Source organism: Nesterenkonia sp. AN1 (assembly GCF_000582475.1).
GTDB lineage: Bacteria > Actinomycetota > Actinomycetes > Actinomycetales > Micrococcaceae > Nesterenkonia > Nesterenkonia aurantiaca.
In genome coordinates, this window is the sequence record NZ_JEMO01000019.1 from 135,477 (window position 1) to 159,565 (window position 24,089).

At 69.4% G+C, this 24,089-nt stretch carries 20 protein-coding genes and 1 pseudogene; 4 read left to right on the forward strand and 17 right to left on the reverse strand.

Annotation, left to right across the window (positions count from 1 at the left end; translation table 11 throughout):
- Positions 1–8: 8 nt before the first annotated feature.
- Genes BG28_RS10385 through BG28_RS10395 form a run of 3 tightly spaced genes read right to left on the reverse strand, consistent with a single transcriptional unit; the run spans position 9 to position 5,898 of the window.
- Entirely contained in the window at positions 9–1,376 is a 1,368-nt protein-coding gene (locus tag BG28_RS10385; RefSeq protein WP_133726129.1) for a hypothetical protein, read from the reverse strand.
- Complete coding sequence (locus BG28_RS10390; protein WP_036476429.1) at positions 1,373–4,651, reverse strand: AAA family ATPase; 3,279 nt, start codon at positions 4,649–4,651, stop codon at positions 1,373–1,375. Before BG28_RS10390 ends, BG28_RS10385 begins: the two co-directional genes overlap by 4 nt.
- Complete coding sequence (locus BG28_RS10395; RefSeq protein ID WP_036476430.1) at positions 4,648–5,898, reverse strand: exonuclease SbcCD subunit D; 1,251 nt, start codon at positions 5,896–5,898, stop codon at positions 4,648–4,650. Before BG28_RS10395 ends, BG28_RS10390 begins: the two co-directional genes overlap by 4 nt.
- A gap of 66 nt (positions 5,899–5,964) precedes the next feature.
- Here BG28_RS10395 and BG28_RS15450 point away from each other — a divergent pair, with 66 nt between their 5' ends.
- The gene (locus BG28_RS15450; protein ID WP_051501308.1) at positions 5,965–6,873 is read left to right on the forward strand and encodes an ADP-ribosylglycohydrolase family protein; all 909 of its coding nucleotides are present in this window, start codon (positions 5,965–5,967) and stop codon (positions 6,871–6,873) included.
- A gap of 126 nt (positions 6,874–6,999) precedes the next feature.
- On the opposite strand, the gene BG28_RS10405 is transcribed toward BG28_RS15450, so the two are convergent.
- From BG28_RS10405 to clpS, 7 genes and pseudogenes are all read right to left on the reverse strand, one after another.
- Positions 7,000–7,791, reverse strand: coding sequence for an exonuclease domain-containing protein (locus BG28_RS10405; protein ID WP_051501309.1), 792 nt, complete (start codon positions 7,789–7,791; stop codon positions 7,000–7,002).
- A 190-nt stretch (positions 7,792–7,981) separates the two neighbouring features.
- Positions 7,982–8,620 (reverse strand): RdgB/HAM1 family non-canonical purine NTP pyrophosphatase, encoded by a 639-nt coding sequence (rdgB, locus tag BG28_RS10410; RefSeq protein WP_036476431.1) that lies wholly within the window; start codon positions 8,618–8,620, stop codon positions 7,982–7,984.
- Entirely contained in the window at positions 8,617–9,351 is a 735-nt protein-coding gene (rph, locus tag BG28_RS10415; protein WP_036476556.1) for a ribonuclease PH, read from the reverse strand. Before rph ends, rdgB begins: the two co-directional genes overlap by 4 nt.
- Before the next feature lie 2 nt (positions 9,352–9,353).
- Positions 9,354–10,187 carry an MBL fold metallo-hydrolase gene (locus tag BG28_RS10420; protein ID WP_051501310.1) on the reverse strand — a complete coding sequence of 278 codons (834 nt, stop codon included), beginning with the start codon at positions 10,185–10,187 and terminating at the stop codon, positions 9,354–9,356.
- Between the two features lie 18 nt (positions 10,188–10,205).
- Positions 10,206–11,109: pseudogene (gene murI / locus BG28_RS10425) on the reverse strand (glutamate racemase).
- Positions 11,106–11,924 carry a DUF2017 domain-containing protein gene (locus BG28_RS10430; RefSeq protein WP_051501311.1) on the reverse strand — a complete coding sequence of 273 codons (819 nt, stop codon included), beginning with the start codon at positions 11,922–11,924 and terminating at the stop codon, positions 11,106–11,108. The pseudogene murI and the gene BG28_RS10430 overlap by 4 nt, the downstream one beginning before the upstream one ends.
- Before the next feature lie 3 nt (positions 11,925–11,927).
- Entirely contained in the window at positions 11,928–12,239 is a 312-nt protein-coding gene (gene clpS / locus BG28_RS10435; RefSeq protein ID WP_036476432.1) for an ATP-dependent Clp protease adapter ClpS, read from the reverse strand.
- Positions 12,240–12,382: 143 nt separating this feature from the next.
- Between clpS and BG28_RS10440 the strand changes: the two genes are divergently transcribed.
- Positions 12,383–13,642, forward strand: coding sequence for a nicotinate phosphoribosyltransferase (locus BG28_RS10440; protein ID WP_235181077.1), 1,260 nt, complete (start codon positions 12,383–12,385; stop codon positions 13,640–13,642).
- Here BG28_RS10440 and BG28_RS10445 read toward each other — a convergent pair.
- Entirely contained in the window at positions 13,635–14,270 is a 636-nt protein-coding gene (locus BG28_RS10445) for a helix-turn-helix domain-containing protein (RefSeq protein ID WP_084479659.1), read from the reverse strand. The genes BG28_RS10440 and BG28_RS10445 overlap by 8 nt on opposite strands.
- 77 nt (positions 14,271–14,347) lie before the next feature.
- Between BG28_RS10445 and BG28_RS10450 the strand changes: the two genes are divergently transcribed.
- On the forward strand, positions 14,348–15,328 hold the full coding sequence (locus BG28_RS10450) for an NAD(P)/FAD-dependent oxidoreductase (protein WP_036476433.1): 981 nt from the start codon (positions 14,348–14,350) through the stop codon (positions 15,326–15,328).
- A 135-nt stretch (positions 15,329–15,463) separates the two neighbouring features.
- Entirely contained in the window at positions 15,464–16,045 is a 582-nt protein-coding gene (locus BG28_RS10455; RefSeq protein WP_369797223.1) for an isochorismatase family protein, read from the forward strand.
- Positions 16,046–16,103: 58 nt separating this feature from the next.
- Here BG28_RS10455 and BG28_RS10460 read toward each other — a convergent pair whose 3' ends face one another.
- The 6 genes from BG28_RS10460 to BG28_RS15700 form a co-directional block, all read right to left on the reverse strand.
- Positions 16,104–17,891, reverse strand: coding sequence for a DEAD/DEAH box helicase (locus tag BG28_RS10460; RefSeq protein ID WP_036476434.1), 1,788 nt, complete (start codon positions 17,889–17,891; stop codon positions 16,104–16,106).
- Between the two features lie 23 nt (positions 17,892–17,914).
- On the reverse strand, positions 17,915–18,247 hold the full coding sequence (locus BG28_RS10465) for a DUF3039 domain-containing protein (protein ID WP_036476566.1): 333 nt from the start codon (positions 18,245–18,247) through the stop codon (positions 17,915–17,917).
- A gap of 110 nt (positions 18,248–18,357) precedes the next feature.
- Positions 18,358–19,938, reverse strand: coding sequence for a hypothetical protein (locus BG28_RS10470; RefSeq protein ID WP_036476436.1), 1,581 nt, complete (start codon positions 19,936–19,938; stop codon positions 18,358–18,360).
- Complete coding sequence (locus BG28_RS10475) at positions 19,923–20,738, reverse strand: ABC transporter ATP-binding protein (protein WP_051501312.1); 816 nt, start codon at positions 20,736–20,738, stop codon at positions 19,923–19,925. The genes BG28_RS10470 and BG28_RS10475 overlap by 16 nt, the downstream gene beginning before the upstream one ends.
- A gap of 89 nt (positions 20,739–20,827) precedes the next feature.
- The gene (locus tag BG28_RS10480) at positions 20,828–21,817 is read right to left on the reverse strand and encodes a co-chaperone YbbN (protein WP_036476438.1); all 990 of its coding nucleotides are present in this window, start codon (positions 21,815–21,817) and stop codon (positions 20,828–20,830) included.
- A 66-nt stretch (positions 21,818–21,883) separates the two neighbouring features.
- The gene (locus BG28_RS15700) at positions 21,884–23,998 is read right to left on the reverse strand and encodes a hypothetical protein (RefSeq protein WP_051501313.1); all 2,115 of its coding nucleotides are present in this window, start codon (positions 23,996–23,998) and stop codon (positions 21,884–21,886) included.
- Between the last annotated feature and the right edge of the window lie 91 nt (positions 23,999–24,089).

Consider the following 24,089-nt stretch of genomic DNA (forward strand, 5'->3'; position numbering starts at 1 on the left):
CCCAGGCTTCACTCTCGCGGACCCTGTGTGTCCGGCTGATCCGCCTGGGATCTGGGTCTGATCCCGACGCCCGGCCGGGGGCTGGAGCGGGATCCGGCGCTGGAACCGGGGCTGCCCCAGAGCCGGTCGGAGAACACCACGCCGACGGCCAGTGCGCTTCCCGCCACGGCGACCGCGCCCGAAGCGCCTCCGCCGATCTCATCGGAGGCGATCCCTGCCAGGGTGAGGCCCAACGCTGCCCCCAGCAGCACTCCCCCGGCGACGGCGGTGAGCGCGGTGGGCAACCGAACAGCCGGCACTCCGACGGCCAGACCGGCATAGAGTCCCAGTACCAGCCGCCCCAGCACGGCCGCCTGGAACACGACGATCACGCTGAGCACCACCAGCGAGGCCAGGCCCTGGGGAAGCCCCATCGCCAACAGCAGCAGGATCAGGCTGGAGGCCAGCAGCACGATGACATGCAGCCGCCGTCTGCGCAGGGTCAGCGGCGCGGTGAAGCTCGAGGGGTTCCATCGGGCGCAGAGAACTCCGGCGGTCGCCATGAGCCCAAGTGTCACCGCGAACCAGCTGGAGCGCTGGAGGGTCTGCGCGGCATCCAACGCCGTGATCCAGAGCGCACCCAGGACAAGGCCCACCGCCGCCGCCAGAAGGATCGCCGCGCTGATCCCTGTGGCCCAGGAGATGACGTTCCTGGGCTGCTCGGCGCCCAGTCCGTGGTGTTCCAGAAGCTGTTGCTGGGCATGTTCCGCTCCTCCCAGGGGCAGCCGTGCGGAGTCGCTGGGCGACTCGAGCGGATGCTCCCGGTCCACGGCATAGATCGGCACCGCGATCGCGGTGAGAACCGCTGAGCTGAGCAGGCCCACGGTGGGCCCGAAGCTGAAGCTGAGCAGGACCAGCATCACTGGCGCGGTGATCAGGGCCGCGTCGTCGAGCCTGGCCTCCCTGCGCAGCAGGGCCCCCACCAGAGGTCCCGCAGGCCGAACCGAGCTGCCGGCGCGGCTGAAGCTGGCCACGGCTGGCGTGCTCAGACCAGCCAGGAGCGCGCAGACCAGCAGCAACGTGTAGATGGTCGCGTCGGAGGTGAGCGTATCTGCCTGGGTGAGTCGCTCCACGCTGCTGATCATGAGCACCAGCATCAGCACATGGGCGATGGCGCTGCTCAGCAGAACGTTGCGCACACCGAATCGCTCGGCGCTCGCCACGGCGGCGGGCGCGGAGATCGAGAGGCCGACCAGCGCTGAGGCGGTGAGCGTAGCAGTGGTGAACATCGACCCGGTGCTGGCGGCGGCGGCGATCATGACGCCCACCGGCAGCAACGGCCCGGGCATCCGGGCAGCCAGAGAGACCGTCGTGCTCAGCCCGGACCGGCCGCTCACGGGATGACCATCTCGGTGGTGGACCCGGCGCGGCGGCGGTGGATGCGCAGCTGGGTCGGGATTGCTCGGTGCATCTCGGTGACATGGCTGACCAGCCCCACCCTGCGGCCCTCGCCCTGGAGCCGGTGCAGGGCGGCCATCACATGTTCCAGCGTGTCCTCATCCAGCGAGCCGAACCCCTCATCGATGAACAGGGACTCCATACCGATTCCGCCTGACTCGGCCTGGACCACCTCGGCGAGGCCCAGCGCCATCGAGAGCGAGGCCATGAAGGTCTCGCCGCCCGAGAGCGAGGAGGTGGGCCGTTCGACGTCGCTGTGGTCGTCGTGGACCTTCAGCTCCAGTCCGCGCAGCCCACGACCGCCCGCCTCGTCGCTGTGCTGCAGCTGGTACCGGTCTTCAGACATCGTGGCCAGGTGTCGGGAGGCCGCCTCGGCGACGCGTTCGAGGCGCGCTGCCAGGACGTAGGTGGTGAGCGTCATCTTCAAGGAGTTCTCGGGACCTGCACCATTGATGGTTGCGGCCAGCTCGCTTCTCATGCGCTGTTCTCCCAGTGCCGCGTCACGATGCCGCAGCGCGCCCAGAAGCTTGGCGCTCATGTCCTCCACAGCTTCACGCTGCGTGTCGAAGCGCAGCACCGCCGCCGCCGCGTCCGCTGCGGCCTGCGCTGCGGCGAGGCTGTCCTCGGCTGCGGTGTCGAGCTCCGCAGCTTCCGGCCGGGTCTGACCCTCGTCACGCCGACGCCTGCCAGCCCGGATGACCTCCTGCTCGGACTCGTAGTCGAGCTGCCGCTGCAGCTCGTCCCAGCGCTGGAGGCTCTGGTGCTGACTGTCCCGGACCTCCTGGGCCAGCTGGGCGCCCTGCAGATGGGCCCGGTCAGTGAACACCGAGGCCTCCAGTTCGGCGGCGGCGCTGCGCTGGGCACGATCCCGGTGGGACCGCAGAACGTCGGCCGCTTCGATCTGCCGCTGCGAGGTTCGCAGCTCCTCCAACACCCGCTCGAGCGCCTCGCGGCGCAGACGCAGCGAATCGTAGCGTCCGCGGAGTCCGGCCAGCGCCGCCTCGAGTTCAGCGATCTGGGTCCGCTGGTGCTTCAGCGTCGCCTGGGCCTGCTGCGCCTGGTGCTGCGCCTCCGTGTGCCGGGCGTCGCCGCGCCGCCGTTCGGCGACGCTGGCGTCCAGGCGTTCTCGCAGCTTGCGCTGCTCCGATCTGCGCTGCTCCGCGAGGGTGAGCGCCTCGCGAGCCTGTGCCAGCTCCTCCTCGGTGCGCTCGATCGGGATCTCAGCGGAGTCCGCGAGCTCCACCAGCACCGCGTCGCGCTGTGCGTTGAGGCTGCGGAGCTCGATCTGGGCTTCGCGGAGCTCATCCCGGGCGTTCTGCAGCTGAAGCTGGGTGTGTTCCACCTCTTCCCGGGTGATGGACGGGTCCTGGTCACCGGCAGGGTCGGGATGTTCGGTGGAGCCGCATACCAAGCAGGGTGCCCCGTCCTCGAGCTCGCCGGCAAGCTGCAGGGCGATGCTGCGCAGGTAGCTCTGCAGCCGCGCTCGATGCTGGTCCTGCACCTGGTCATGAGCGCGTTCGCGCTCGGCCTGGCGTTCCCGCCAGGACGCGCAGCGGTCTTGAAGCGCATCCCGGGTGCGCTGGGTCTGCGCGCGGATCGCGAGCAGGTCGGCGTGAGCGCGGGCCACATCCCTGGCGGCCTCTAACTCCTCTGGATCCTCGAGCGCAGTCTGCAGAGCCTGGTGCGCGGCGCGGAGGCGCTCCTGCTCCCCGGACAGGGCCTCGGCCTCGGCCTCTGCCTGCTCCTGCTGCTGCAGGGTCTGTGTCTGAGCCTCACGCAGCTGGGTGAGTCGGGTCTCGAGCTTCTCGGCGTCGGCCCCGGAGAGCCTGGCGCGCAGCGCGATCAGCTCCTCGATGGCCGCAAGGACCACCGCGGCCGCTGGTTCCTGGTCTTCAGCGAACAGGGCGCGGGGCGTGACCTCCTCGGGTTGCAGGGCTGCGAACCCGCCCAGGCTCGATTCGGCCTCCTGGGTCGTCGTCGAGGCGGTCGCGCCCGCGGTCCGGTGCTCCTGTGCGGCCTCCTCGGCGGCATCGAACCAGGTCTGGATCTGCGCAGCCGACTCGTGCCGATCCAGCTGTGCGCGCAGCATCGAGATGTGCTCGCGCTGCGCCTCGTGGGCCGCACGCCGTTCGGCATGGTCGGCGAACCGACTCAGGGTCTCTTCGCGGGCTCGCAGCTCCTCCAACGCGGTGGAAGCCTGCTGAGCCGCCGCGTCGGCCGCCGCTGCGCTGCGCTGCAGCTGGGCGTGCCGGGTCTCGATGGCCCGAGCCACGCGGGGACTCAGCTCCGCCGGGCTGAGCTCTGCAAGCTCTGCCTCCCGGAGCCCTGGCTGCTCCGGGACGGCCACTGGCGCCTCGGGTGTCGACGGCGGAGCGACTTCCGGCGCAGTGCCGTCCATTGCGAGAGCATCCGGCGCAGGGTCGCCCGTTTCGGGAGCTTCCGGCGCAGGGTCGCCCGTTTCGGGAGCTTCCGGCGCAGGTCCGCCCGTTGCGAGAGCCTCCGGCGCAGGGCCGCCCGGTTCGGCGTCCGCGGGGGCTGGGAGCATCGCCACCGCGGCCTGGATCAGGTTCTCCCGGTGCATCGCGATCCTGGTGTCGCTGGCTTGGAGCTGCTGCTCGGCCTCCCGGGCCAGTTCACGCAGGTGTTTCTCCACCAGGGTGAACCGATCCGTGTCGAAGAGACGCTCGAGGAGGTCCTGCTTATCCTTGCTGCTGGCGTGCAGGAAGTGCGCAAAGGCCCCCTGGGGCAGCAGGATCACCTTGGTGAACTGGTGCAGGTCCAGTCCGAGCATGCGCTGCATCTCATCATTGGCCGCCTGGATGCCGGAGGTGTAGGGCTGCCAGGCTCCGTCCTGGAGAAATTCGACGACGACGCGCTGCCCGACCTCGCGCTGGCGGCTCGGGTCGCGCTTCTGGGGGCGGCCGTGGTGCGGTGAGCGCCAGACGCGGCAGCGCCGCCCGCCCTGGGTGAATTCCAGCTGCACATGGGGCTCGCTCTCGGCGGGCGCGTGGGTGCTCTTGAGCTGGGTCTTGTCTCGCTGACCCGGGACGTCTCCGTAGAGCGCGAAGGTCACCGCGTCAAGTATCGAGGTCTTGCCGGCACCGGTGCGTCCGCGCAGCAGGAACAGCCCGTCGGCGCCGAGCCGGTCGAAATCGATGATCTCGGTGCCGGGAAAGGGGCCGAAGGCGTGCAGGGTGAGCTGGTGCAGCTTCATGGCCGCACCGCCTGCAGAGTCCCCGAGATCAGGTGAGACTCCTCAAGGCTGGGTCCGCGTCCGCCGCGCACGTGTTCCAAGAATCCGTCGATGACCTCGGTGTCGGTGCGTGCCTGCTCCACCTTCGCCGAGTAGGTCCGGTGTGGGGCGTCCTGGCGTCCGGTGTGCGAGAACGAGGACATGTACGGGTAGACCTCCTGGAGCTGCTGGAAGGCGCGTGCCGGGCGGACCGGATCGGTAAGTCTGACCTGCACATAGGACTCCTCGTGCGCCGCCACCGTGTCCGGGCTCAGCAGCTCCTCGAGCGTCGCCTCCAGCTGCGCCAGGGGCCGCCCGATGTTCCAGTCCAGCGGCTGGGCCTGCTCTCCCGAACTCGAGTCCCAGAGCCAGGCTCCCTTGGCCTGTCGGGTCTCAGAGAAGGAGAGCCGCAGCGGGGATCCGCTGTAGCGTACGGTCTCGGAGAGCCGCTGACGCCCATGCAGGTGGCCCAGCGCGACGTAGTCGAAGCCGTTGAAGAGCTCAAGGGGCACCACGGACAGCCCGCCGATGCTGTCCTGGTGGTGCGTGGGCTGATCTCCGGCCGCGGCGTCCACGCCGATATTGCGCTCGGAGTCCGAGGCTGCCCCAGCGGCGGCGAAGAGGTGCGCCATGAGCACCACCTTCAGCTCCGCGCCGGGACTCACCCCGGGCTTCTCTGTGGTGTGCTCCGAGACCTCAGACGCTGTCGGCTCGCCGGCGGCCTGCCGACGCCGAGCCACGTCCGCCCAGATGCGCTCGATCACCTCTGCGGTGACCCCGGTATGGTGTCCGCGGTCCAGCCCTAGGCTGGGCGCGAAGAGCTGCGGCTCCAGGTAGGGGATGCCATAGACCAGCGTCCTGCCGCCATCGGGCTCGCGGACCTCCACCGGGGACCATGAGTCGCTCAGGGAGCTGCGGATGTGCACGCCTGAACCGCGCATCAGGGCGCGTCCGAATCCCAGCCGCTGGGCGGAATCGTGGTTGCCCGGCGTGATGATCACCTGGGTCCCGCTCTCGGTCAGCCGCTGCAGCGTCTCTTCCAGGGCGGCGACGGCCCATTCGGGGGGAAGCGCGCGGTCATAGACGTCTCCGGCGATCAGCACCACATCGACCTGGTGCTCGGTCACCGCGGCGCAGACCGTCTCGAGCATCTGCTCCTGTTCGGTGCGCAGGGAGTGTCCATGGAAGCCTCGACCGAGGTGGAAGTCCGATGTGTGGAGCCAGCGCATGCCCCCACGGTATCGGCTGGCACGGACATGGCCCCGCACCACCCCGCAGGAGACTATTCTGAACGGGTGGAGACTGCCGAGAGACTGATCAGCCGCTTGCGCCCGGTGCTGGCCGCCGCCGTGGAGCCCCAGGCTCCGCAGCCACCTGGTGAGCCGATCGTGCTGCACGCCGAGGTGCTGCACCAGATGTGCACCGCCGATGGCCTGATGGAGCTGCTGGACTGGTCTCGCCAGGGACTCGGCGCGGATCCGCTCGCCTGCATGTGGCTCGGGTCGCTGCGCTGGTACCGGCTCATCACCGGGTCCTACCCGGAGCATGCGCCGCAGCCGCCGGCGCGCCCGCTGGATCAGGCGCTGACGCAGCTGAGCCGGCAGGGCGGGTTCACGGCGCGGACCGGCTCCGGCATGACGAGCCTGCGCGGACTCAGCCAGGGACAGATGGCCTATCCGAGCGCTCCGGCGCAACCGGAGTCCACCGATTCCGCCGTGCTGCTGCGCGCGGTGCCGATCGGCCTGGTGCCCTATATCGATGCGCCGATGCGACGGAGCTGGGTGCGCCAGGCCATCGCGCTCACGCACGGGCATCCCGAGCTGACACAGAGGGCCGAGGAGCTCGCTGATCTCGTGCACCGTCTGGCCGGCGGTCCCCCCGCAAAGGTGCTCCCCGAAGCCGCGGCGCAGCAGCAGGCGGCGCTCACCGCAGGCCTGGACGACGACGTCGCCGCCATCTTGGACCGCCAGCTCCGCGCCGCGGCCGGAGCGGGACCCGCGGCAGCCTCCGCTTCGGCAGCAGCCGCCGCTCCGGCAACCACCCGCGCAACAGCCTCAGCCCAGTTCAGCGCGTCATCCTCCGGTGACACCCCGAACTCCGGTGCCCGGCTCGGCGGCTCGGAGTCGACCGGGGAGCTGCGCACGATCTATGACGTGATCGAGGAGCTGGCCCAGAATTGGGAAGAGGTCACCCGGGCGCGTTGAGCCGCAGAGTCGGCTCCTGCGCCTCGGGATCGGTGCCGGCCTCGGGCTTGGGATCCGCCACGGCCTCGGCCGCAGCGCTGAGCGGCCAGTGCGAGCCGAGCATCGCGCGGAACTCCTCCTCGGCGATCAGCCGCAGCCGCTGACCGTCTCGCTGCCGGCGCAGCGCCTCGCGCGCCTTGCTGCTGCGCAGCGGAAAGGACTGCTCCGGCTCGCGGAGCTCCCAGCTTCGAAGCCGTCGCCGACCACCAGCAGCGTGGTGCCGGCGGTGACCCGGGAGGCGGTGGCCGCGCCCAGCGCGGCCACCAGCTCCTTGGCCTCGGCACGCGGGATCGCGAGGTTGCCGGTGAAGGTCAGCTGCTGGGCGAACAGCGGGTGGGCCGGGTCTGCCACCGAGGACGGCGGCAGGTTCTTGCCCTCGTCCTGCCAGCGCATCAGATCCGGCATATGCCGTGGCTGCGGGGCGGGCAGGCGAGCGTCGAAGAGGTGCGCCATGCCGCGCACCTGTCGGGTCGCCCGGGACTCCCGCGCCCTGGGGCCCTGCCAGGATTCCATGGTGCGCGCCGCGATCCCGCTCTCCTGGAAGAGCCGGTGGGTGGTCCCGACGTTGCGCCGGGCCGCGATGTCGCAGACCACCGCCGCCGAGGCCCGTGCGTCGTCGAGCGCGTAGTGGTGCTGGGTGAGCTGGTAGCCGGCCTCGGCGGCCGCCTTCGGCAGCGCATGGGAGGCGAGCTGGTAGTTCGCACGGGAGAGCCGCACTGAGCACAGACAGCTCAGGCCTGGGGAATCGAGCCCGCTGACCTCCAGTGCGGCTTCGAAGACCTCGATGTCGAAGCCGGCGTTGTGCGCGACCAGCACGTCCTCTCCGATGAAGCCCTGGATCTCGCCGAAGAGTTCTCCGAAGCGCGGCGACTGGGCCACCGCGTCTGCGGTGATCCCGTGGATCGCGACGTTATGCGGGTCGAATCGGTCGAAGCCTCCGGGGGACGCATCGCGGAGTAGTAGCTCTCGACCTCCGCTCCATCGCGGACCCTCACCAGTCCGATGGCGCAGGGAGACCCGCGGAATCCGTTGGCGGTCTCGAAGTCCACGGCCGTGAAGTTCAGGCCCTTCACCGGGTCAGCGCCTCCACGATGTGACCGCGCAGCGAGGCGAAGGCCTTGCCCCGGTGTGAGATCGCATTCTTCTCTGCCATGGAGAGCTCGGCAGTGCTGCGGGTCTCCCCCACGGGCTGCAGGATCGGGTCATAGCCGAAGCCGCCCCGGCCCTGCGGCTCGCGCAGCAGCCTGCCCTGGAGGCGCCCGGTGGTGGTGAACTCGCTCGCCGGTGCGCCCTGAGCGTCGGGGATCACCAGGGAGGCCACGCAGACGAAGGCCGCGCCGCGGTGGGCCGGAGCGATGTCTGCGAGCTGTTCCAGCAGCAGCGCCAGATTCGCCTCGTCGGAGGCTTGGGCGCCGGCCCAGCGGGCAGAGAAGATTCCGGGGGCTCCGCCGAGGACGTCCACAGCGAGCCCGGAATCATCGGCCACGGCGGGCAGCCCGGTCTCGGCTGCCACTGCGCGCGCCTTCAGCAGTGAGTTCTCCTCGAAGGTCAGACCAGTCTCCGGGACCTCGGCGCAGCCGGCGGTGGCCGCATCGATGACCGCGGTCTCCAGATCGAGCTCGCTCAGCTGAGGACTTGATCCGAGCAGGGCGCGGAATTCGCGGAGCTTTCCCGGATTTCTGGTGGCCAGCACGATCCTGGGCGTCACGGGGCCAGCGCCTCCCGCTGCAGCTGGGCCAGCCGGTCGGTCCCTCCCAGGGCGAGGTCGAGCAGCCGGTCCAGCTCTGTGCGGTTGAACGGGGTTCCCTCGGCGGTGCCCTGGATCTCCACGAATTCCCCGGAACCGGTGACCACGACGTTCATATCGGTGCCCGCGGTGGAGTCCTCCGTGTAGGGCAGGTCGAGCACGGCCTGGCCTCCGGGGAGCACCCCGACCGAGATCGCTGCCACGGAGTCCTTGAGCACGGCCGCGCGCTTGGACACGTGGCCCTGTTCGCGCGCCCATTCCACCGCGTCGGCCAGCGCCACGTAGGCCCCGGTGATCGCGGCGGTGCGGGTGCCGCCGTCGGCCTGCAGCACGTCGCAGTCCAGGGTGATCATGTTCTCGCCCAGCGCCTTGGTGTCCACGACCGCGCGCAGTGATCGGCCGATCAGCCGGGAGATCTCGTGGGTGCGCCCGCCGATCTTTCCCTTCACGGATTCACGTCCGGAGCGGGTGTTGGTGGCGCGGGGCAGCATCGCGTATTCGGCGGTGACCCAGCCTTCGCCCCGGCCCTTGAGCCAGCGCGGCACGTTGGACTCGAAGGAGGCGGTGCACAGCACTCGGGTGCCGCCGAACTCGATCAGCGCCGAGCCTTCGGCGTGGGCGTTCCAGTTCCGGGTGATGGTGACCGGGCGCAGCTCATCGGCTGCGCGTCCGTCGGTCCGCAGGGTGGTGATAGTCACTGCTCGCTCTCTCCGTGGTGGTGGGTCGTGGCGGCACCGATCTCGTAGGTGACGCCGGCGACGGCGACCGCGAGGTCGCCGCCGTATTGTTCTCGTGCCTTGGCCAGCAGCACCCTCTGGGAGGTCCAGACCGGGATGTGGGTCAGCAGCAGCCGCCCCACCCCCGCGGCTCGGGCCGTGGCTCCGGCGCGGTGACCGTTCAGGTGCACCCCGTCGATATGGTCATCGCGGCCGTCCTCGAAGGCGGCCTCGCAGAGGAAGACGTCGGCACCTTGGGCGGCTTCGACGAGTCCCTCGCAGGCGTCGGTGTCTCCGGAGTAGGTCAGCGTGTGCGCGCGGGCATCGGCCGAGGCTTCGGCGGCGATGTCGATCCGCAGCGCGTAGGCCTCCTCGATCGGGTGACGCACCGGGACCGGGGTGATGGTGAAGGGCCCGATGGTCTCGGCCTGCCGGGGCTGCCAGGTCCTGAAGTCGAAGTCCGGGTGCATCCCCGGGTTGGGGTCCATCCCGTAGGCGCTGGCGATCCGCTGGTCGGTCGTGGAGGGACCGTAGACGGGCACGTGCTTGCCCGGCCAGCCCCCGGGACGCCAGCGGATGGCCACATGGAGTCCGCACAGGTCCATGTAGTGGTCCGGGTGCAGGTGGGAGAGGCAGACCGCGTCGATGTCCTCCAGCGCCAGGTGCTGCTGCAGCTTCCCCAGCGCGCCATTGCCCAGATCCACCACGACGCGCCAGGTCCGGCCCTGATACCGGGCGGTCAGCAGATAGCACGAGGCCGGGGACTCCGGGCCGGGGAAGGATCCGCTGCACCCGATGATGGTGAGTTTCATATGGTGCCGGGCTCCCCTTCAGTCATCCTGCGCTCCGGACAGCATAGCGGGAGAGATGCGTCGGATCACGCCGGTGGGATAGGTCTCACGCACATGAGCCACCTGACGCACCGTGAGCACCTCGGGGCCGAGGAAGCGCCGCGCCAGCAGCGCGAACGCCTCGGCGTCGCCGGTGGAGAGGAAGGTGTGGCCCGCTGGCTCGAAGACTCCCCGGGCAGAGGCGACCGGCGGGCGCTGGAGGTCCCCTCGGGTGAGCGCACGGTAGAGGTCCTTGGCGGTCTCCTCGGCGGAGGACACCAGGGTGACCTGCTCCCCCATGACGAAGGAGATCACGCCGGTCAGCAGCGGGTAGTGCGTGCAGCCCAGCACCAGTGTGTCGACCCCGGCGGCCTGCAGCGGCGCCAGGTACTCCCGTGCGGCATCGAGCAGCTCCTCTCCGGTGGTGACGCCGCGTTCGACGAACTCCACGAAGCGCGGGGCGGCCGCGCTGGTGATCTGCAGCGCCGGGGCGGCGGCGAAGGTGTCCTCGTAGGCTCCGGAGCCTACGGTAGCGGCGGTGCCGATGACCCCGATGCGCCCATTGCGAGTGGCCGAGACTGCGCGCCGCACCGCGGGCTGGATGACTTCGATCACCGGGATCCCGTGACGATCGGTATAGCGTTCCCGGGCATCGCGCAGCACTGCGGCCGAGGCGGAGTTGCACGCGATGACCAGGGCCTTGACCCCCGGAGTCGACGAGCTCGTCCATGACCCCCAGCGCGTGGGCTCGGACCCGCGCGATCGGCAGCGGGCCGTAGGGACCGTGGGCGGTGTCACCGAGGTAGGTGATCAGCTCCCCGGGCAGCTGGTCCAGCACGGCCCGGGCCACGGTCAGTCCACCGACCCCGGAGTCGAAGATGCCCACCGGAGCCGAGGCGTTCATCGAGACGATGTTCCCGCACCGCCGCTCGCACCCGGGTCTGAATCACCGGTTTCTGGGTCGCCGGTTTCTGGGTCGCCGGTTTCTGGGTCGCCAGCTTCTGGGTCACCGGCTTCTGGGTCACCGGCTTCTGGGTCACCGGGCGCTGGATCCCCGGCCGCTGGACCGCTGGGTTCTGGATCACCGGCATCCGCCGCGTCGTCGGCCGTTCCTTGCTCCGGGAGGAACTCGGTCATCGCGCTGAACAGGGTCTCCTGGAGCCAGGTGATGAAGGTGTAGATCTCCGCCATGAAGGAATCGGTGTCCTTGGCGCTGGGGCCGACGGCGAGGTTGTGCACCCGCTCGGCGTCCTCGGCGCTGTGCAGCCGCAGTCGGCTGGCCAGGGTCAGCCGCAGATCGTTGAGCGCTCGTCCGAAGATCGGCGCGACGTCCTCGTCCATAGTGACCGGCGTGGACTCGAGCAGCATCCGCGCGGTGCGCAGATCCGCGATCTTGGCGCTGCGCAGCGAATTCTCGCTGAGCCGACGGAACTGTCCAGCCTGCTCCGGATCGCTGGAGGCATCCGGCAGCAGCCGGCGCAGCACCTCGTCCTCCGGCGGTGCCAGGGGCTCCTCGCCGCCCAGCCCTGCGAGCTCGGCCCGGAAATGGGCGAAGGCGGGGTCCTCGGCGCCGGACGGGGTCGGGTCGTCCTGCTGCAGGTCCTCGCGGCTCTCCAGGAGCGCGATGACATCGGCGCACAGCGAACTGAGCAGGCGCCGTTCGTGCTGTTCCAGGTCGGCGCGGTATCCCGTGGTGGTGGCGCGGAAAGCTGTCGCCACGGGTTACTCCGCCTCTTCCAGGGTCGCCTGCAGGCCGTACTGGTGCATGGCGGTGACGTCGCGCTCGGCCTTCTCCCGCGGGCCGTGGGAGACCACGGCGCGGCCTTCCTGGTGCACCTGCATCATCAGTTTCTCCGCGCGTGCCTTGGAGTGACCGAAGTAGCTGCGGAAGACCCAGCTGACATAGGTCATCAGGTTGACCGGGTCATTCCAGACGACCACCTGGTAGGGGCGCGCGGCCGAGAGGAGCTGGGAGAACTCGGAATCGAGGTCAGTCTCCTCACGGCTGAGCGTGGATCCTTCGGCTGAACTCATGCTCGGTATTCTACGCTGGGGCTGTGACACCTCAATCTGCCTCCGCCCAGCCCCACGCTGCGCGCGCCACCGAGTCCGCCTCCGCCGTTCCCGCGCCTGCCGTCCCGGTCACCGCGCTGCTCACCGATCAGTATGAGCTGACCATGGTCCAGGCCGCCCTGGCCTCCGGGGCCGCCGGACGGCGCTGCGTCTTCGAGGTCTTCACCCGGCATCTTCCCGCAGGTCGACGCTACGGGGTGGTGGCTGGCACCGGACGGATGCTCGAGGGCCTCGCCGCGTTCCGCTTCGGCGGGGCCGAGATCGACTGGCTGCGCGGCCGGGGCATCGTGGATGAGCCGACGCTGGAGTTCCTCGCGGACTACCGATTCTCCGGAGACATCCACGGCTACGCCGAGGGAGAGGTCTTCCTGCCCGACTCCCCGGTGCTGCGCGTCGAGGCCAGCTTCGCCGAGGCCTGCCTGCTGGAGACCTACGTGCTCTCGGTGCTCAACCACGACTCGGCCATCGCCTCCGCCGCCTCGCGGATGACCGTGGCCGCCGGGGACCGGCCGTGTGTGGAGATGGGGTCACGACGCACCCAGGAATTCAGCGCCGTGGCCGCGGCCCGGGCGGCCGCCGTCGCCGGCTTCACTGCCACCTCGAACCTCGAAGCGGGGCGCCGCTGGGGCCTGCCTACCCTGGGCACCGCCGCCCATGCCTTCACTCTGCTCCACGACTCCGAGGAGGAGGCCTTCGAGGCTCAGGTCGCGGCCTTCGGCCCGGGCACCACCCTGTTGGTGGACACGTATGACGTGGAGACTGCGGTGCGCCGCGCGGCAGCGATCGCCGGGCCCGAGCTGGGCGCGGTCCGGCTGGACTCCGGGGACCTGGTGGAGCAGGCCGGCGAGGTCCGGGCGCTGCTGGATTCGCTGGGCAACACCGGCACCAGGATCATCGTCTCCTCGGACCTCGACGAGCACGCCATCGCCCGGCTGCAGTCGGCCCCGGTGGACTCCTACGGGGTGGGTACGAAGCTGGTCACCGGCAGCGGCTCCCCCACCGCCGCGATGGTCTACAAGCTGGTGGCGCGCACCGACGACGACGGCCAGAGCATCCCCGTGGCGAAGAACGCCCCGGGCAAGTCCAGCCTCGGTGGGGTCAAGCATCCGCTGCGCAGCCTGGACGAGTCCGGTCGGGCGACTGCGGAGCTGATCGGGGTCGGCGCCGCGCCACAGACCCACGGCCAGCGCACCCGTGAGCTGATGGTGCCGCTGGTCCGACGCGGTGAGATCGCTGCGGAGCACACCGGCGAGTCGGGCGTGGCCCAAGCACGGCGCCGCCATGCGGCGTCGCTCGCCGAGCTGCCTCCGGCGGCGAAGCGGCTGCAGGACGGCGACCCGGTGCTGCCCACGATCTTCAGCTGAGCTTCTCGCTGAGCTCGGTCGGCTCAGCACCCGCCTGGTCAGCGGTGTGCTCAGCGTTCTCATCAGCGACCTGGTGGTCTATGTGGTCCTCGGTATGGCTGTTCACGGCGGCGTCGTTGAGGATGCAGATCACCTCGGCGTCCTCCGGGCCGACCGCGCTGAGTCCGTGGGGGCGCAGCGTGTCGAACTCCGCGGCCTCCCCCGCCTGCAGCAGGATCTCCTGCTCGCCCAGCTGCAGCCGGAGCCTGCCGGAGAGCACATAGAGCCACTCATATCCGTCGTGGCTGCGCAGCGCGGTGATCGGCGGGCGCGGCACGTAGCGGATCTTGTAGGTGTGCACCGGCGAGCTCTCCGGGGACAGCGGCTGCACGAGCATCCCGTTGCGCTCCCAGGCGTCGCGCTGCACGCGCGGGTCCGGACTCGAGGAGACGAGCAGCTCGTCCACTGTGATGCCCAGGCAGCGCGTGATCGGCAGCAGCAGCTCCAGGCTGGCCTGGCGCTTGCCGGATTCCAACCGCGACAGCGTGCTGGGTGAGATGCCGGCGCTGCGGGCCAGTCGGTCCAAGGTCCATCCGCGGGTGGTGCGCGCTGATCTCAGTCGCAGGCCCAGCTGGGCAAGTTCCTCCATATCGAGCATTCTCACCACTTCTTGCCATTTCAGCAAGATCTCTTTCACGCCTCGCCCGAGCGGCGCATGCTGGAGCCATGAACAGCACAGCAGAAGCAGAACTCTTCGACGCCATCATCATCGGCGGCGGCGCCGCGGGACTCAGCGCCGCCCAGTCGCTGGGCCGGGCGCTGCGCAGGACCCTGATCCTGGACGCCGGCGAACCCCGCAACCGCTTCGCCGACCAGATGCACAACATCCTGGGACACGACGGCGCCTCCCCCGACCAGCTGGTCGCCGCTGGCAGAAAGGAGGCGCAGCGCTACGGGGTCGAGCACCTGACTGCGGGGGTGCACCGGGTCAGCGAGTCCACCCGCACCGACTCCACCGAGAAGACCGGACCCCGCGAGCTTGTCGTGACCCTGGACTCCGGGGTGCAGCTCTTCACCCGCACGGTCATCGCCGCCTCGGGGCTGACCGACGAGCTGCCGCCCATCCCGGGACTGGCCGAGCGCTGGGGCAAGAGCGTGCTGCACTGTCCCTACTGCCATGGCTGGGAGGTCCGCGGACAGCGTCTGGCGGTGCTGGCCACCAGTCCGATGCAGCTGCACCAGGCGCAGCTGCTGCGCCAGTGGAGCGATCGGCTGACCTACTTCCATGCCGGCGCCGGCGAGCTGACTGCCGAGACGGCTGCGCGGCTGCGCTCACGCGGCGTCGTCCTCGAACCGGCCCCGGTCAAGGAGGTCCTCGGCGATGGCACACGCGTGACCGGCGTCGTCCTGGAGGACTCCCGGACACTGGAGGTGGACGCGATCTTCACCGGAGGCAGCCTCATCCCGCGCGACGCCTACCTGCGTGGGCTTGGGCTGGAACGCGAGGACACCATGGTGGGCAGCTTCTTGAAGATCGACGCGATGGGGCAGACCTCTCATGACCGGATCTGGGCGGCCGGAAACCTCGCCTCACCCATGGCGACGGTCCCGCTGTCCATGGGGATGGGAAGCTTCGCCGGCGCGGCGGCCAACGGGGCGCTGGTCGCCGAGGAGTTCGACCTCGCCGAGGCCGGGCGGAACCAGTAACGTGGTGGGTGTGCGGTCGCGGGATCCTCGCGCCGCACACCCGTACCAGGAGAGTTCCGACCAGGAGGACGTAGTGGCCCAGGCGCTGATCATTGTCGATGTGCAGCAGGACTCTGCGAAGGTGGGGCGCTGGCGGTGGCCGGCGGCGCGCAGGTCGCCAGTGAGATCAGTGAGTTCCTCGAGGACAGCTACGCCGAGTTCGACGCGATCCTCACCACCCAGGACTGGCACATCGATCCAGGCCCGCATTTCTCCGCCACCCCGGACTTCCAGCAGAGCTGGCCCGAGCACTGCGTCGCCGGCACCCCGGGTGCGGAGCTGCATCAGAATCTCGACACCGAACACGTGGACGCCCGGTTCCTCAAGGGCCTCTACTCCGACGGCTACTCCGGGTTCGAGGGCCTCGAGGGCGATCCCGAGAAGGTCGGCACCCTGGAGGGAGAGAACGGCACCAAGGTCGGGCCCGCCGCGGCCATCACCGAGGGCGCCGCGGACCTCCACACCTGGCTCCGCGCCCAAGACATCGACTCCGTGACCATCGTCGGGATCGCCACCGATCACTGCGTGCGGGCCACCGTGCTGGACGCGGTGGAGAACGACTACCAGGTCCGGGTGATCCGTGAGCTCACGGTGGGCGTGGGCGAGGAGTCGGTCGATGAGGCCTACGCAGAGTTCGACGCCGCCGAAGTCGAGATCGTCAGCCTAGAGGACCTCTGAGCCGGGACCACTGAGCCGGACCTCTGAGCCGGGAGCTCTGAGTCCACCGGCCGCGGCGTCACCTGCGCCCGACGAACCACATCTGGATCTTCTTCAGCCGCTCCTCAAGCTGAGTCTGGGTGGCCTGACCCACCGCAGGCCCGCCGCAGGCATCGCGGAGCTTGGTATGGATGCTGCCCTGATGCATCCCGGTCTTCGCGGCATAGGCCGAGACCGATTTGTTCAGCGTGGCCCGCAGGGTCTTGAGCTGCCGGTGGTCCACCACCGGCTCCGCCGGCGTTGCAGTCGCCGGCTTGCGGCGCAGCTGGTCCGCCTGATGCTGACGCAGCAGCGTGGAGACCTGCTCGGGCTCCAACAGGCCGGGGATGCCCAGGAAGTCGAGCTCCTCCTCGGATCCCATCGCGCCGCCGAGGCCGAACTCCGCGCCGTCGAAGAGCACCTTGTCGAAGGACGCGTTGGAATGCAGCGCCGCGAACTCGCCACGCTCCAGCTGGTCCGAGCCACGCTCCTCCTTATTGGCGGCATCGAGCAGCTCATCATCGAGGCCCTCCTCGGAGTCCTCGGCCGCGGTCCGCGGAACCTCCAGGGCGTGGTCGCGCTCCTGCTCCATCTCATTGGCCAGCGTGGTGAGCACCGGCACCGAGGGCAGGAAGACCGAGGCCACCTCGGCCTTCTTGCGCAGCCGCACGAAGCGCCCGACCGCCTGGGCGAAGAACAGCGGGGTCGAGGTGGAAGTCGCGTAGACGCCCACGCAGAGCCGCGGCACGTCGACCCCCTCCGAGACCATCCTGACCGCGACCATCCACATCTTCGAGGGGTCTGAAGAGAACTTCTCGATCTGGTTCGAGGCACCCTTGTCATCGGAGAGCACCACCGTGGTCTTCTGCCCGGTGAGCTCATCGAGCTGCGCGGCATAGGCGCGCGCGGTCTCGTGGTCGGTCGCGATGACCAGGCCCCCGGCGTCGTCGATCTTGTCGCGGACCTTGAGCAGACGCTGATGCGCAGCCCGCAGCACCGAGGGGATCCACTCGCCCTCGGGGTTCAGGGCGGTGCGCCAGGCATGGTTGGTGATGTCCTTGGTCGCGGCGGCCCCGAGCTGGGCCTCCATCTCCTCCCCGGCCGAGGTCCGCCAGCGCATGTTCCCGGAATAGGCCATGAAGACCACCGGGCGCACCACTCGGTCCTTCAGCGCCGGACCGTAGTTATAGGCGTAGTCCGCCTTGGAGCGGCGCACCCCGGCGCCGTCCTCCACGTACTCCACGAAGGGGATCGGGGAGGTGTCGGAGCGGAACGGAGTCCCGGTCAGCGCCAGGCGCCGCACCGCCGGGTCGAAGGCCTCACGCACGCCGTCGCCCCAGGACAGGGCGTCACCGGCATGGTGGATCTCGTCGAAGATCACCAGTGTGCGTCCGGCCTCGGTCTTGTTCCGATGCAGCGCCGGCTTGTTCGCGACCTGCGAGTAGGTCACGACGACGCCCATGTACTGGCGACCGTGGCGACCGTCGGAGTTCTTGAAGTTCGGATCCAGGGCCAGGCCCACGCGCCCGGCGGCGTCGGCCCACTGCCGCTTCAGGTGCTCTGTGGGCGCGACCACGTAGATCCGATTGACCTCACCGGATTCCACCAGCAGCTTCGCCACGCGCAGCGCGAAGGTGGTCTTGCCGGCGCCCGGGGTGGCGACGGCGAGGAAGTCCTTGGGCCGCTTCTGGATGTAGAGGTCCAGGGCCTCCTGCTGCCATTGGCGCAGCGTTCCCGCGGTGCCGTGCGCGGCGCGGTGCGGATAGACCGGCGGCAGGGATTTGCCGACATCGGTGCCGACGTCGAAAAGGGTCTCAGACTGCTCCACTGTGTGCTTGGCTCAGCGCAGGTTCAGCTGCGGCCGAAGCCGAAGAAGCCGCGCTTGCCGCCGGAGTCCCCGCCGGACTCGCCGTCCCCGTCGCCGCCGCCCATCATCTCTTCGTAGATCTCTTTGCACTCGGGGCATACGGGGAACTTCTTGGGATCGCGCGAGGGGATCCAGACCTTGCCGCACAGCGCCACGACGGCGCCGCCTTCCAGGGCGGACTCCATGATGCGGTTCTTGTTCACGTAGTGGGCGAAACGCTCGTGATCACCGGGCTCGGAGAGCTGCTCCTGGTGAACGCGTTCGATGGTGGCGGCTCCGCCTGGGGCCGGTGCGGCGGCCGGATCAGCAGTATGCATGCCGAACCGGGCGGAGGCGGGCTGGAGTCCGTTGTCGTTGACCATCATGGAGCCTAGTCTAGCGAGCCTGGGCCGACACATCATCCCCGCGCGACGCCAGTAGGCCCCGCTCAGTACTGGCTCACCGCTTGGAACAGCTCCGGCTGGCTGCGCTCATAGACCCGCGCGCCGAGACGCACCCCGATCCAGACCAGCGCCAGCCCCTTGAGCACCGCGCCGATCCCCAGCAGCCACCCCCACAGGGAGGCGTCGCTGAGAAGCCAGACGATGACCAAGATCACCTCGGGCAGCATCAGGATCAGGGTCGCGACCAGCATGCCAAGTTGGACGATCATCAGGCGTCCGGTGGAGCCGGAGGGCTGGCTCAGCGGCCCGTCCCCGGGCCTGGGGACGGGATAGGTGAAGCGTGCGGAGACCAGACAGGAGAATCCGGCGGTGCTCAGCAGCAGGCCCAGGCTCACGCCCACCAGCGCGAGCGTGGTGACCGGTTCGGTGAACATCAGGGCCGGAATCAGGGAGGCGAGCACCGTGGCCGGCAGCCCGAAGCTCAGCAGCCCGATCAGCCGACCCGCCCGGTCCGCCGTGCCGGAGACGCCGCTGGTGATGTGCAGCGCGAACGCCGAATGGTCATAGGAGATGTCGGCGGAGATCGCGAAACCGAGCATCCAGCCCACGACCGGACCCAGTGCGAGCAGGATCCACGGCTGGCCGAGCTGGGAGTACATGACGATGGCCAGCACCACGAAGGCCGGAATCACCACCAGGGTGCCGCCGTAGCGACTGTCCTTGAGCCAGTAGGTGCTGGCGCGTGCCGCCACCGCACCCCAGGGCGTGGCGGGGAAACGGGCGAAGAGCCCGAGTCCCTTCGCGTCCTTGGGCCCCGCCGAGCCGTGCACGGCCGGACGTTCGGTGATCTTCACCAGCGCGGCCCGGATGACGAGGACCGCGAGGCCCACCGTGGCAGCCAGGATCCCCACTCGCAGCGCGAAGGCGCCCCAGTGACCTGCCGCCGCGTCGGCAGGCAGGGCTGCTCCTGCCCCCAGTGGGGTCAGTGTGAGGAAGTCCACCACGCTCGGCACCGCGTCGCTGAGCGAGCTGAACGCGCTCTGCAGCCCGACCATGATCGGGTAGATCATCACCATCAGGCTCAGGGCGAGGATCGCCAGGAAGTCTCGGGAGCGTCGACCGCTGAGCCAGGCGCTGATCGAGGTGGTCACCGCCTGAGAGACCAGGCTGAAGGTGATCAGCAGCAACGGCAGCGTGAGCAGCGCCGTCGCCGTGGCCGCAGGATCCCAGCGCCAGTGCAGCACCTGCCCGATCAGCCAGACCAGCGTGAGCACCGCCCCGATAGAGACCAACCCGGTCAGCGCGAGACCCAGGATCAGGCCGCGGCGGGGGATGCCGTAGGTGATGAACTGCCGCGGGTTCATCGCCGCGTCCGCCCCCGAGATGAACACCGGAATGATCAGCCAGAGCAGGAAGACCGCCGAACCCATCAGCACGCTGGAGGTGCGGATGAACTGGGAATCGATGACCTCGGCGCCGCCCGCCATGACCTGCGCTGAGAACACCATCCCCACGATGCCCAGACCATAGAGTCCGGCGAAGACCGTGCCGAGGATGTGCCAGCCTGACTGGTTGAAGGCGTTGAAGGTCAGGTCCTTCTTGAGCCGGATCAGAGTTGCAACCATGCGAGCTCCTGATCGCCAGCTTCAAGTCCGACCAGATCCACGAAGCGTGACTCCAGATCCGATCCGCCGCGGACCTCGTCCAAAGTGCCGGAGGCCAGCAGCCGGCCCTCGGCGATGATCCCGACGTGGGAGCACATTCGCTGGACCAGATCCATCACATGGCTGGAGAGGATCACCGTGCCGCCGGAGGCGACGTAGGACTCCAGCAGGCCACGGATGGTGCGCGCGGACACCGGGTCCACGGCTTCGAAAGGCTCATCGAGCACCAGAAGCTCCGGGGCGTGGACCATTGCGGAGGCCAGCGCGATCTTCTTGGTCATCCCGGCGGAGTAGTCCTGGACCAGCTTCCCCCGGGCATCTTCGAGACCGAGCACCCGAAGCAGGTCCTCGGTCCGGGAGGCCACGGTGTCGCGGTCCATGCCGCGCAGCAGACCCGCGTAGGTCACCAGCTGTGCTCCGGTGAGCTTGTTGAAGAGCATGACGCCGTCGGCGAGCACGCCCATGGTCTGTTTGGCCTCGCGGGGCTGGGCCCAGACATCAATGCCTCCGACTTCGGCGGTGCCGGCGTCGGGACGCATCAGACCGGTGGCCATGGACAGCGTGGTGGTCTTGCCCGCCCCGTTGGGTCCGACGAAGCCATAGAAGGAGCCGCGCGGCACATCGAGGTCGAGGTGGTCCACCGCGGGGGTCTGCCCGAATCTCTTGGCCAGACCGCGCAGCCGCAGCGCCGGGACCCTCAGGTCAGGCGGGGTCGGGGCAGGAGGAGTCAGGGCAGCAGGGCTCTCACTGGCTGGTTGCATGCCTCGAGCCTACCGACCCCAGGTCAGCTCCACCTCAGCCCTGAGAAGGACATGGCGTGAGGCATCCGGGCTGCGCCGGATGCAGGGCTCTAGAAGAGCGCTCGCGCCAGCTGCTTGCGCGAGGCGGAGACCCGGGGATCGGTGTCGCCCGTGATGGAGTACAGCTCGACCAGGTGGGCGCGCGCGGTCTCCCGATCGTCACCGAAGTGGGTCTGGATGAATCGGACCAGTCGTGAGAAGCCGTCCTCCACATGGCCGCCCAGCACGTCGAGGTCGGCGACGGCGATCTGTGCGTCGATGTCGTCGGGGTTCTCCGCCGCTGCCTGCCGGGCTGCGGCGAGATCGGCTCCGGTGGTGCGCTGCAGCAGCTTCACCTGGGCCAGGCCGATCTTGGCGTCCTCGTCGTCGGGCTTCTCCTTGATGGCCTGCTGGTAGGCCGTCGCGGCCGCGGCGTAGTCGCTGTTCTCCAGGGCGTCGAGCGCCGCCTGGTGCAAGGGCGGCAGCTCAGGCTCAGCGGGAGGCTCCTGGCCCTCCACGACTCGGGTGGACTGTGCCGGCAGCTTCTGCGTCATCCCGTTCTGCGTCGCCATCTGCACCATCTGCGTCACGAGCTGGGCGAGCTGATCGGCGGGCACCGAGGCGTCGAACTCCCCGACCGGACGTCCGCCGATGAAGGCGGTGGCCACCGGGACCTGATCGGCGCTCTGGGCCAGCTCTGGGTGCGCCGCGGAGTCGATCTCCGCCAGCAGGAGGCGACCCTGCTGGGCGTCGACGAGATCCTCCAGGGTGGTCTTCATCGTCGCTGATGCAGCGTCGGCACCGTGGATGAGCACGATCACCGGGGCCTGCCCGGAGAGCTCCACCACTTGCTGAAGCTGCTGCGGCTGCACCTGGATCGCCCAGCTGTTGGGCGCTGCTGACGGGCCTGCCGTGGCCTGGGCCTGAGCGGTCGGACTCTGGCCCGCTGGTCCAGCGGGTGTGGGCGCAGCGGGTGCGCCCTGGGAGGCGAGACCGGAGAGGTCCACCGCTCCCCTGGCGTCGACCCGTCGGGACTGGGGCTCCTGGGCGGAATCTGTCACTGCAGCGCTCCTTGCACGTCGGCGTCGATCAGGCTGGTCCGGCGGACCGATCTCCAGATGCGGAGATCAGTCCAGTACGTTGACCTCGTTCACAATATCGTGGACTCCGAGCACGTCGACCCGCTCGCCCTCCTCGGCCGGGATGTGCAGGATCATCGACTCACGGTTGACGATGTCCACGTCCTCGGTGGTGGAGTCGGTCCCCGCCAGCTCGGCGGTGACTCCGCTGAGATTGATCGAGGCATCTTCCTCCGGGCGCAGCTGCGTGGTGGAGTCGAAGCTTCCCACGGCGATGACCGAACCATCCGGCAGCCGCAGCGCGGTGCTTCCCTCGCCGATGAAAGGCCGGGTGTAGGAGATGCTGAGGTCCTCGGCGCTCTCGTTGAGCTCTTCCTGGTACGCCTGCAGGTCCTCGATATAGGCGTTCTCCTCCACGCTCATGCCGAAGTAGTACTCGCGGTTGTTCATGAACACGGCGACGCGCTCCATGGCATGGTTCGCGGCGAACCGGGCCACCTCGTCATCGGGGTCCACCGGCTCCACGCCGCCGTCTTCGGCGGAGATGGCCGGGAACGCTGTGCCCGGGACCATCAGCACTGCCTGGGTGAGCGCATAGTTCTCTCGGGGCGATTCCTGTTCGATGACAAGCACCTGTGGGATCTCAGCCTCGGCCTCCTGGGTGATGACCACGGCCTGGCGGGGAAACTCGGTGCTGGAGGTCACGGCGGCGCTGAGGATCTCGGTGCCGATCGCGTCGGGGGTGACCTGCTCGTCCATCTCATGGTTGCGGTAGGTCAGCTCCCGGACCTGTGCGGCGTTCCCGGACACGCGGGGGGCGAGCATCTCGGCGTCGAACTCGGCGTCCGCGGCGGCCGCCTGCTCCGCGATGTCCTCCACGATCCCCTGCAGCTGGGACTCCAGGAGCACCGAGTATCCGGCGTCCTCGCCGTCCTCGGCCTCCACCTCTTCGGCTTCGACCTCTTCGGTCTGCGCAGAGTCGTCCTCGGCGGGGTCCTCTGCGGGGTTCTCCGCGTCGGCCACCAGCACTGCCGGGCTCAGGGCCAGCGCGAACGCCGCGGCGGTCGCCACCGAGCGGCTGCGCCAGGTGCGGCCCTCTTCAGTGCCGTCCTCGGTGCTGTTCTCGGTCCCGTTCTCGGGCTCCTCGGCCTCAGCCGTCTCGGCGTCCACCGGGGCGATGATGCCGGTGGCCTCGGGATCCTCTGGGGTTCCGGCCTCCCGAGCGTCCGCTCCGGCCGCAGTCGGGTCTTCCTCGCGGAGCGCGTCGGGATCGTAGGTGCTCTCGGTGGCGGAGATCGAGCCAAGGGTTCCGGTCAGCTCTTCCTCGGCAGGATCGACATGCTGCGGATCGTCACGATCGGGGCGCTTGGGGTGTCCTTCGGTCTGATTCATCTCGTCCTCGGTGGTGGCGGTGACGACGGCGGTGTCCGTAGCACTCGCGCCGGCGGCGGAGGTCTCCGTGGCACTCACGGCGGTGGCGGAGGCACCGGGCGCGCCGACGGGGGTGGCAGAGGCACCGGGCGCGCCGACGGGGGTGGTGGAATCGCGGCGTCGGGCGGCCAGTGCTCGATAGAGCAGGAAGATGCCCACCAGGATCACCAGTGCGCCGAGCACGATCAGCGTCGTGCCGAGCAGGCTCTCCTCCTCCTCCTCCGGAAGCTCGACCGTGACCGCGCTGGGCGCGGGCTCCTCGCCGTCGCGGAAGATCAGCAGGCTCCACTCGCCGGTGTCATCGGGGGCGCTCCAGCGGTAGCGCAGATCACCCTGGGTGGTCTCCGTGGCGGCCCAGAGATCAGAGCCGCTCGGATCCGGCACCGTGGTCTCACCCTCGGTGAACTCCGTCTCGATGGTGGCAGGAGCGTCCTCTTCACCCTGACGCACCGCGCCGATGGTCACATGGGCCGCGTCACCCACCCAGGCTTCGATGTCCTGGGTGCGCGCCAGGGCGATGGTGTACTCGCCCTCGGCATTGATGGTGAACTCTTCGCGCTCGGCCTCCGGGTCGATCAGGTCGTCGCTGATCACGGTCAGCGGGGCGTCCTGAACCTCCTCGCTCTGCGCGGTGGGGACCTCATCGGAGGCCCAGACGGTGAGCAGCCCCACCCCGATGCCTGCCATGAGCAGACCCAGGATGAAAGCGATGATGGAAGCGGGGAAACGCACGGGTGAGAGGTCCTTGATCGAGGGAGACGAGGGTTCAACCCCCTAGGATACCGAACGTAACAATAAGATCACAGTCTGAGCGTCGGCTGGA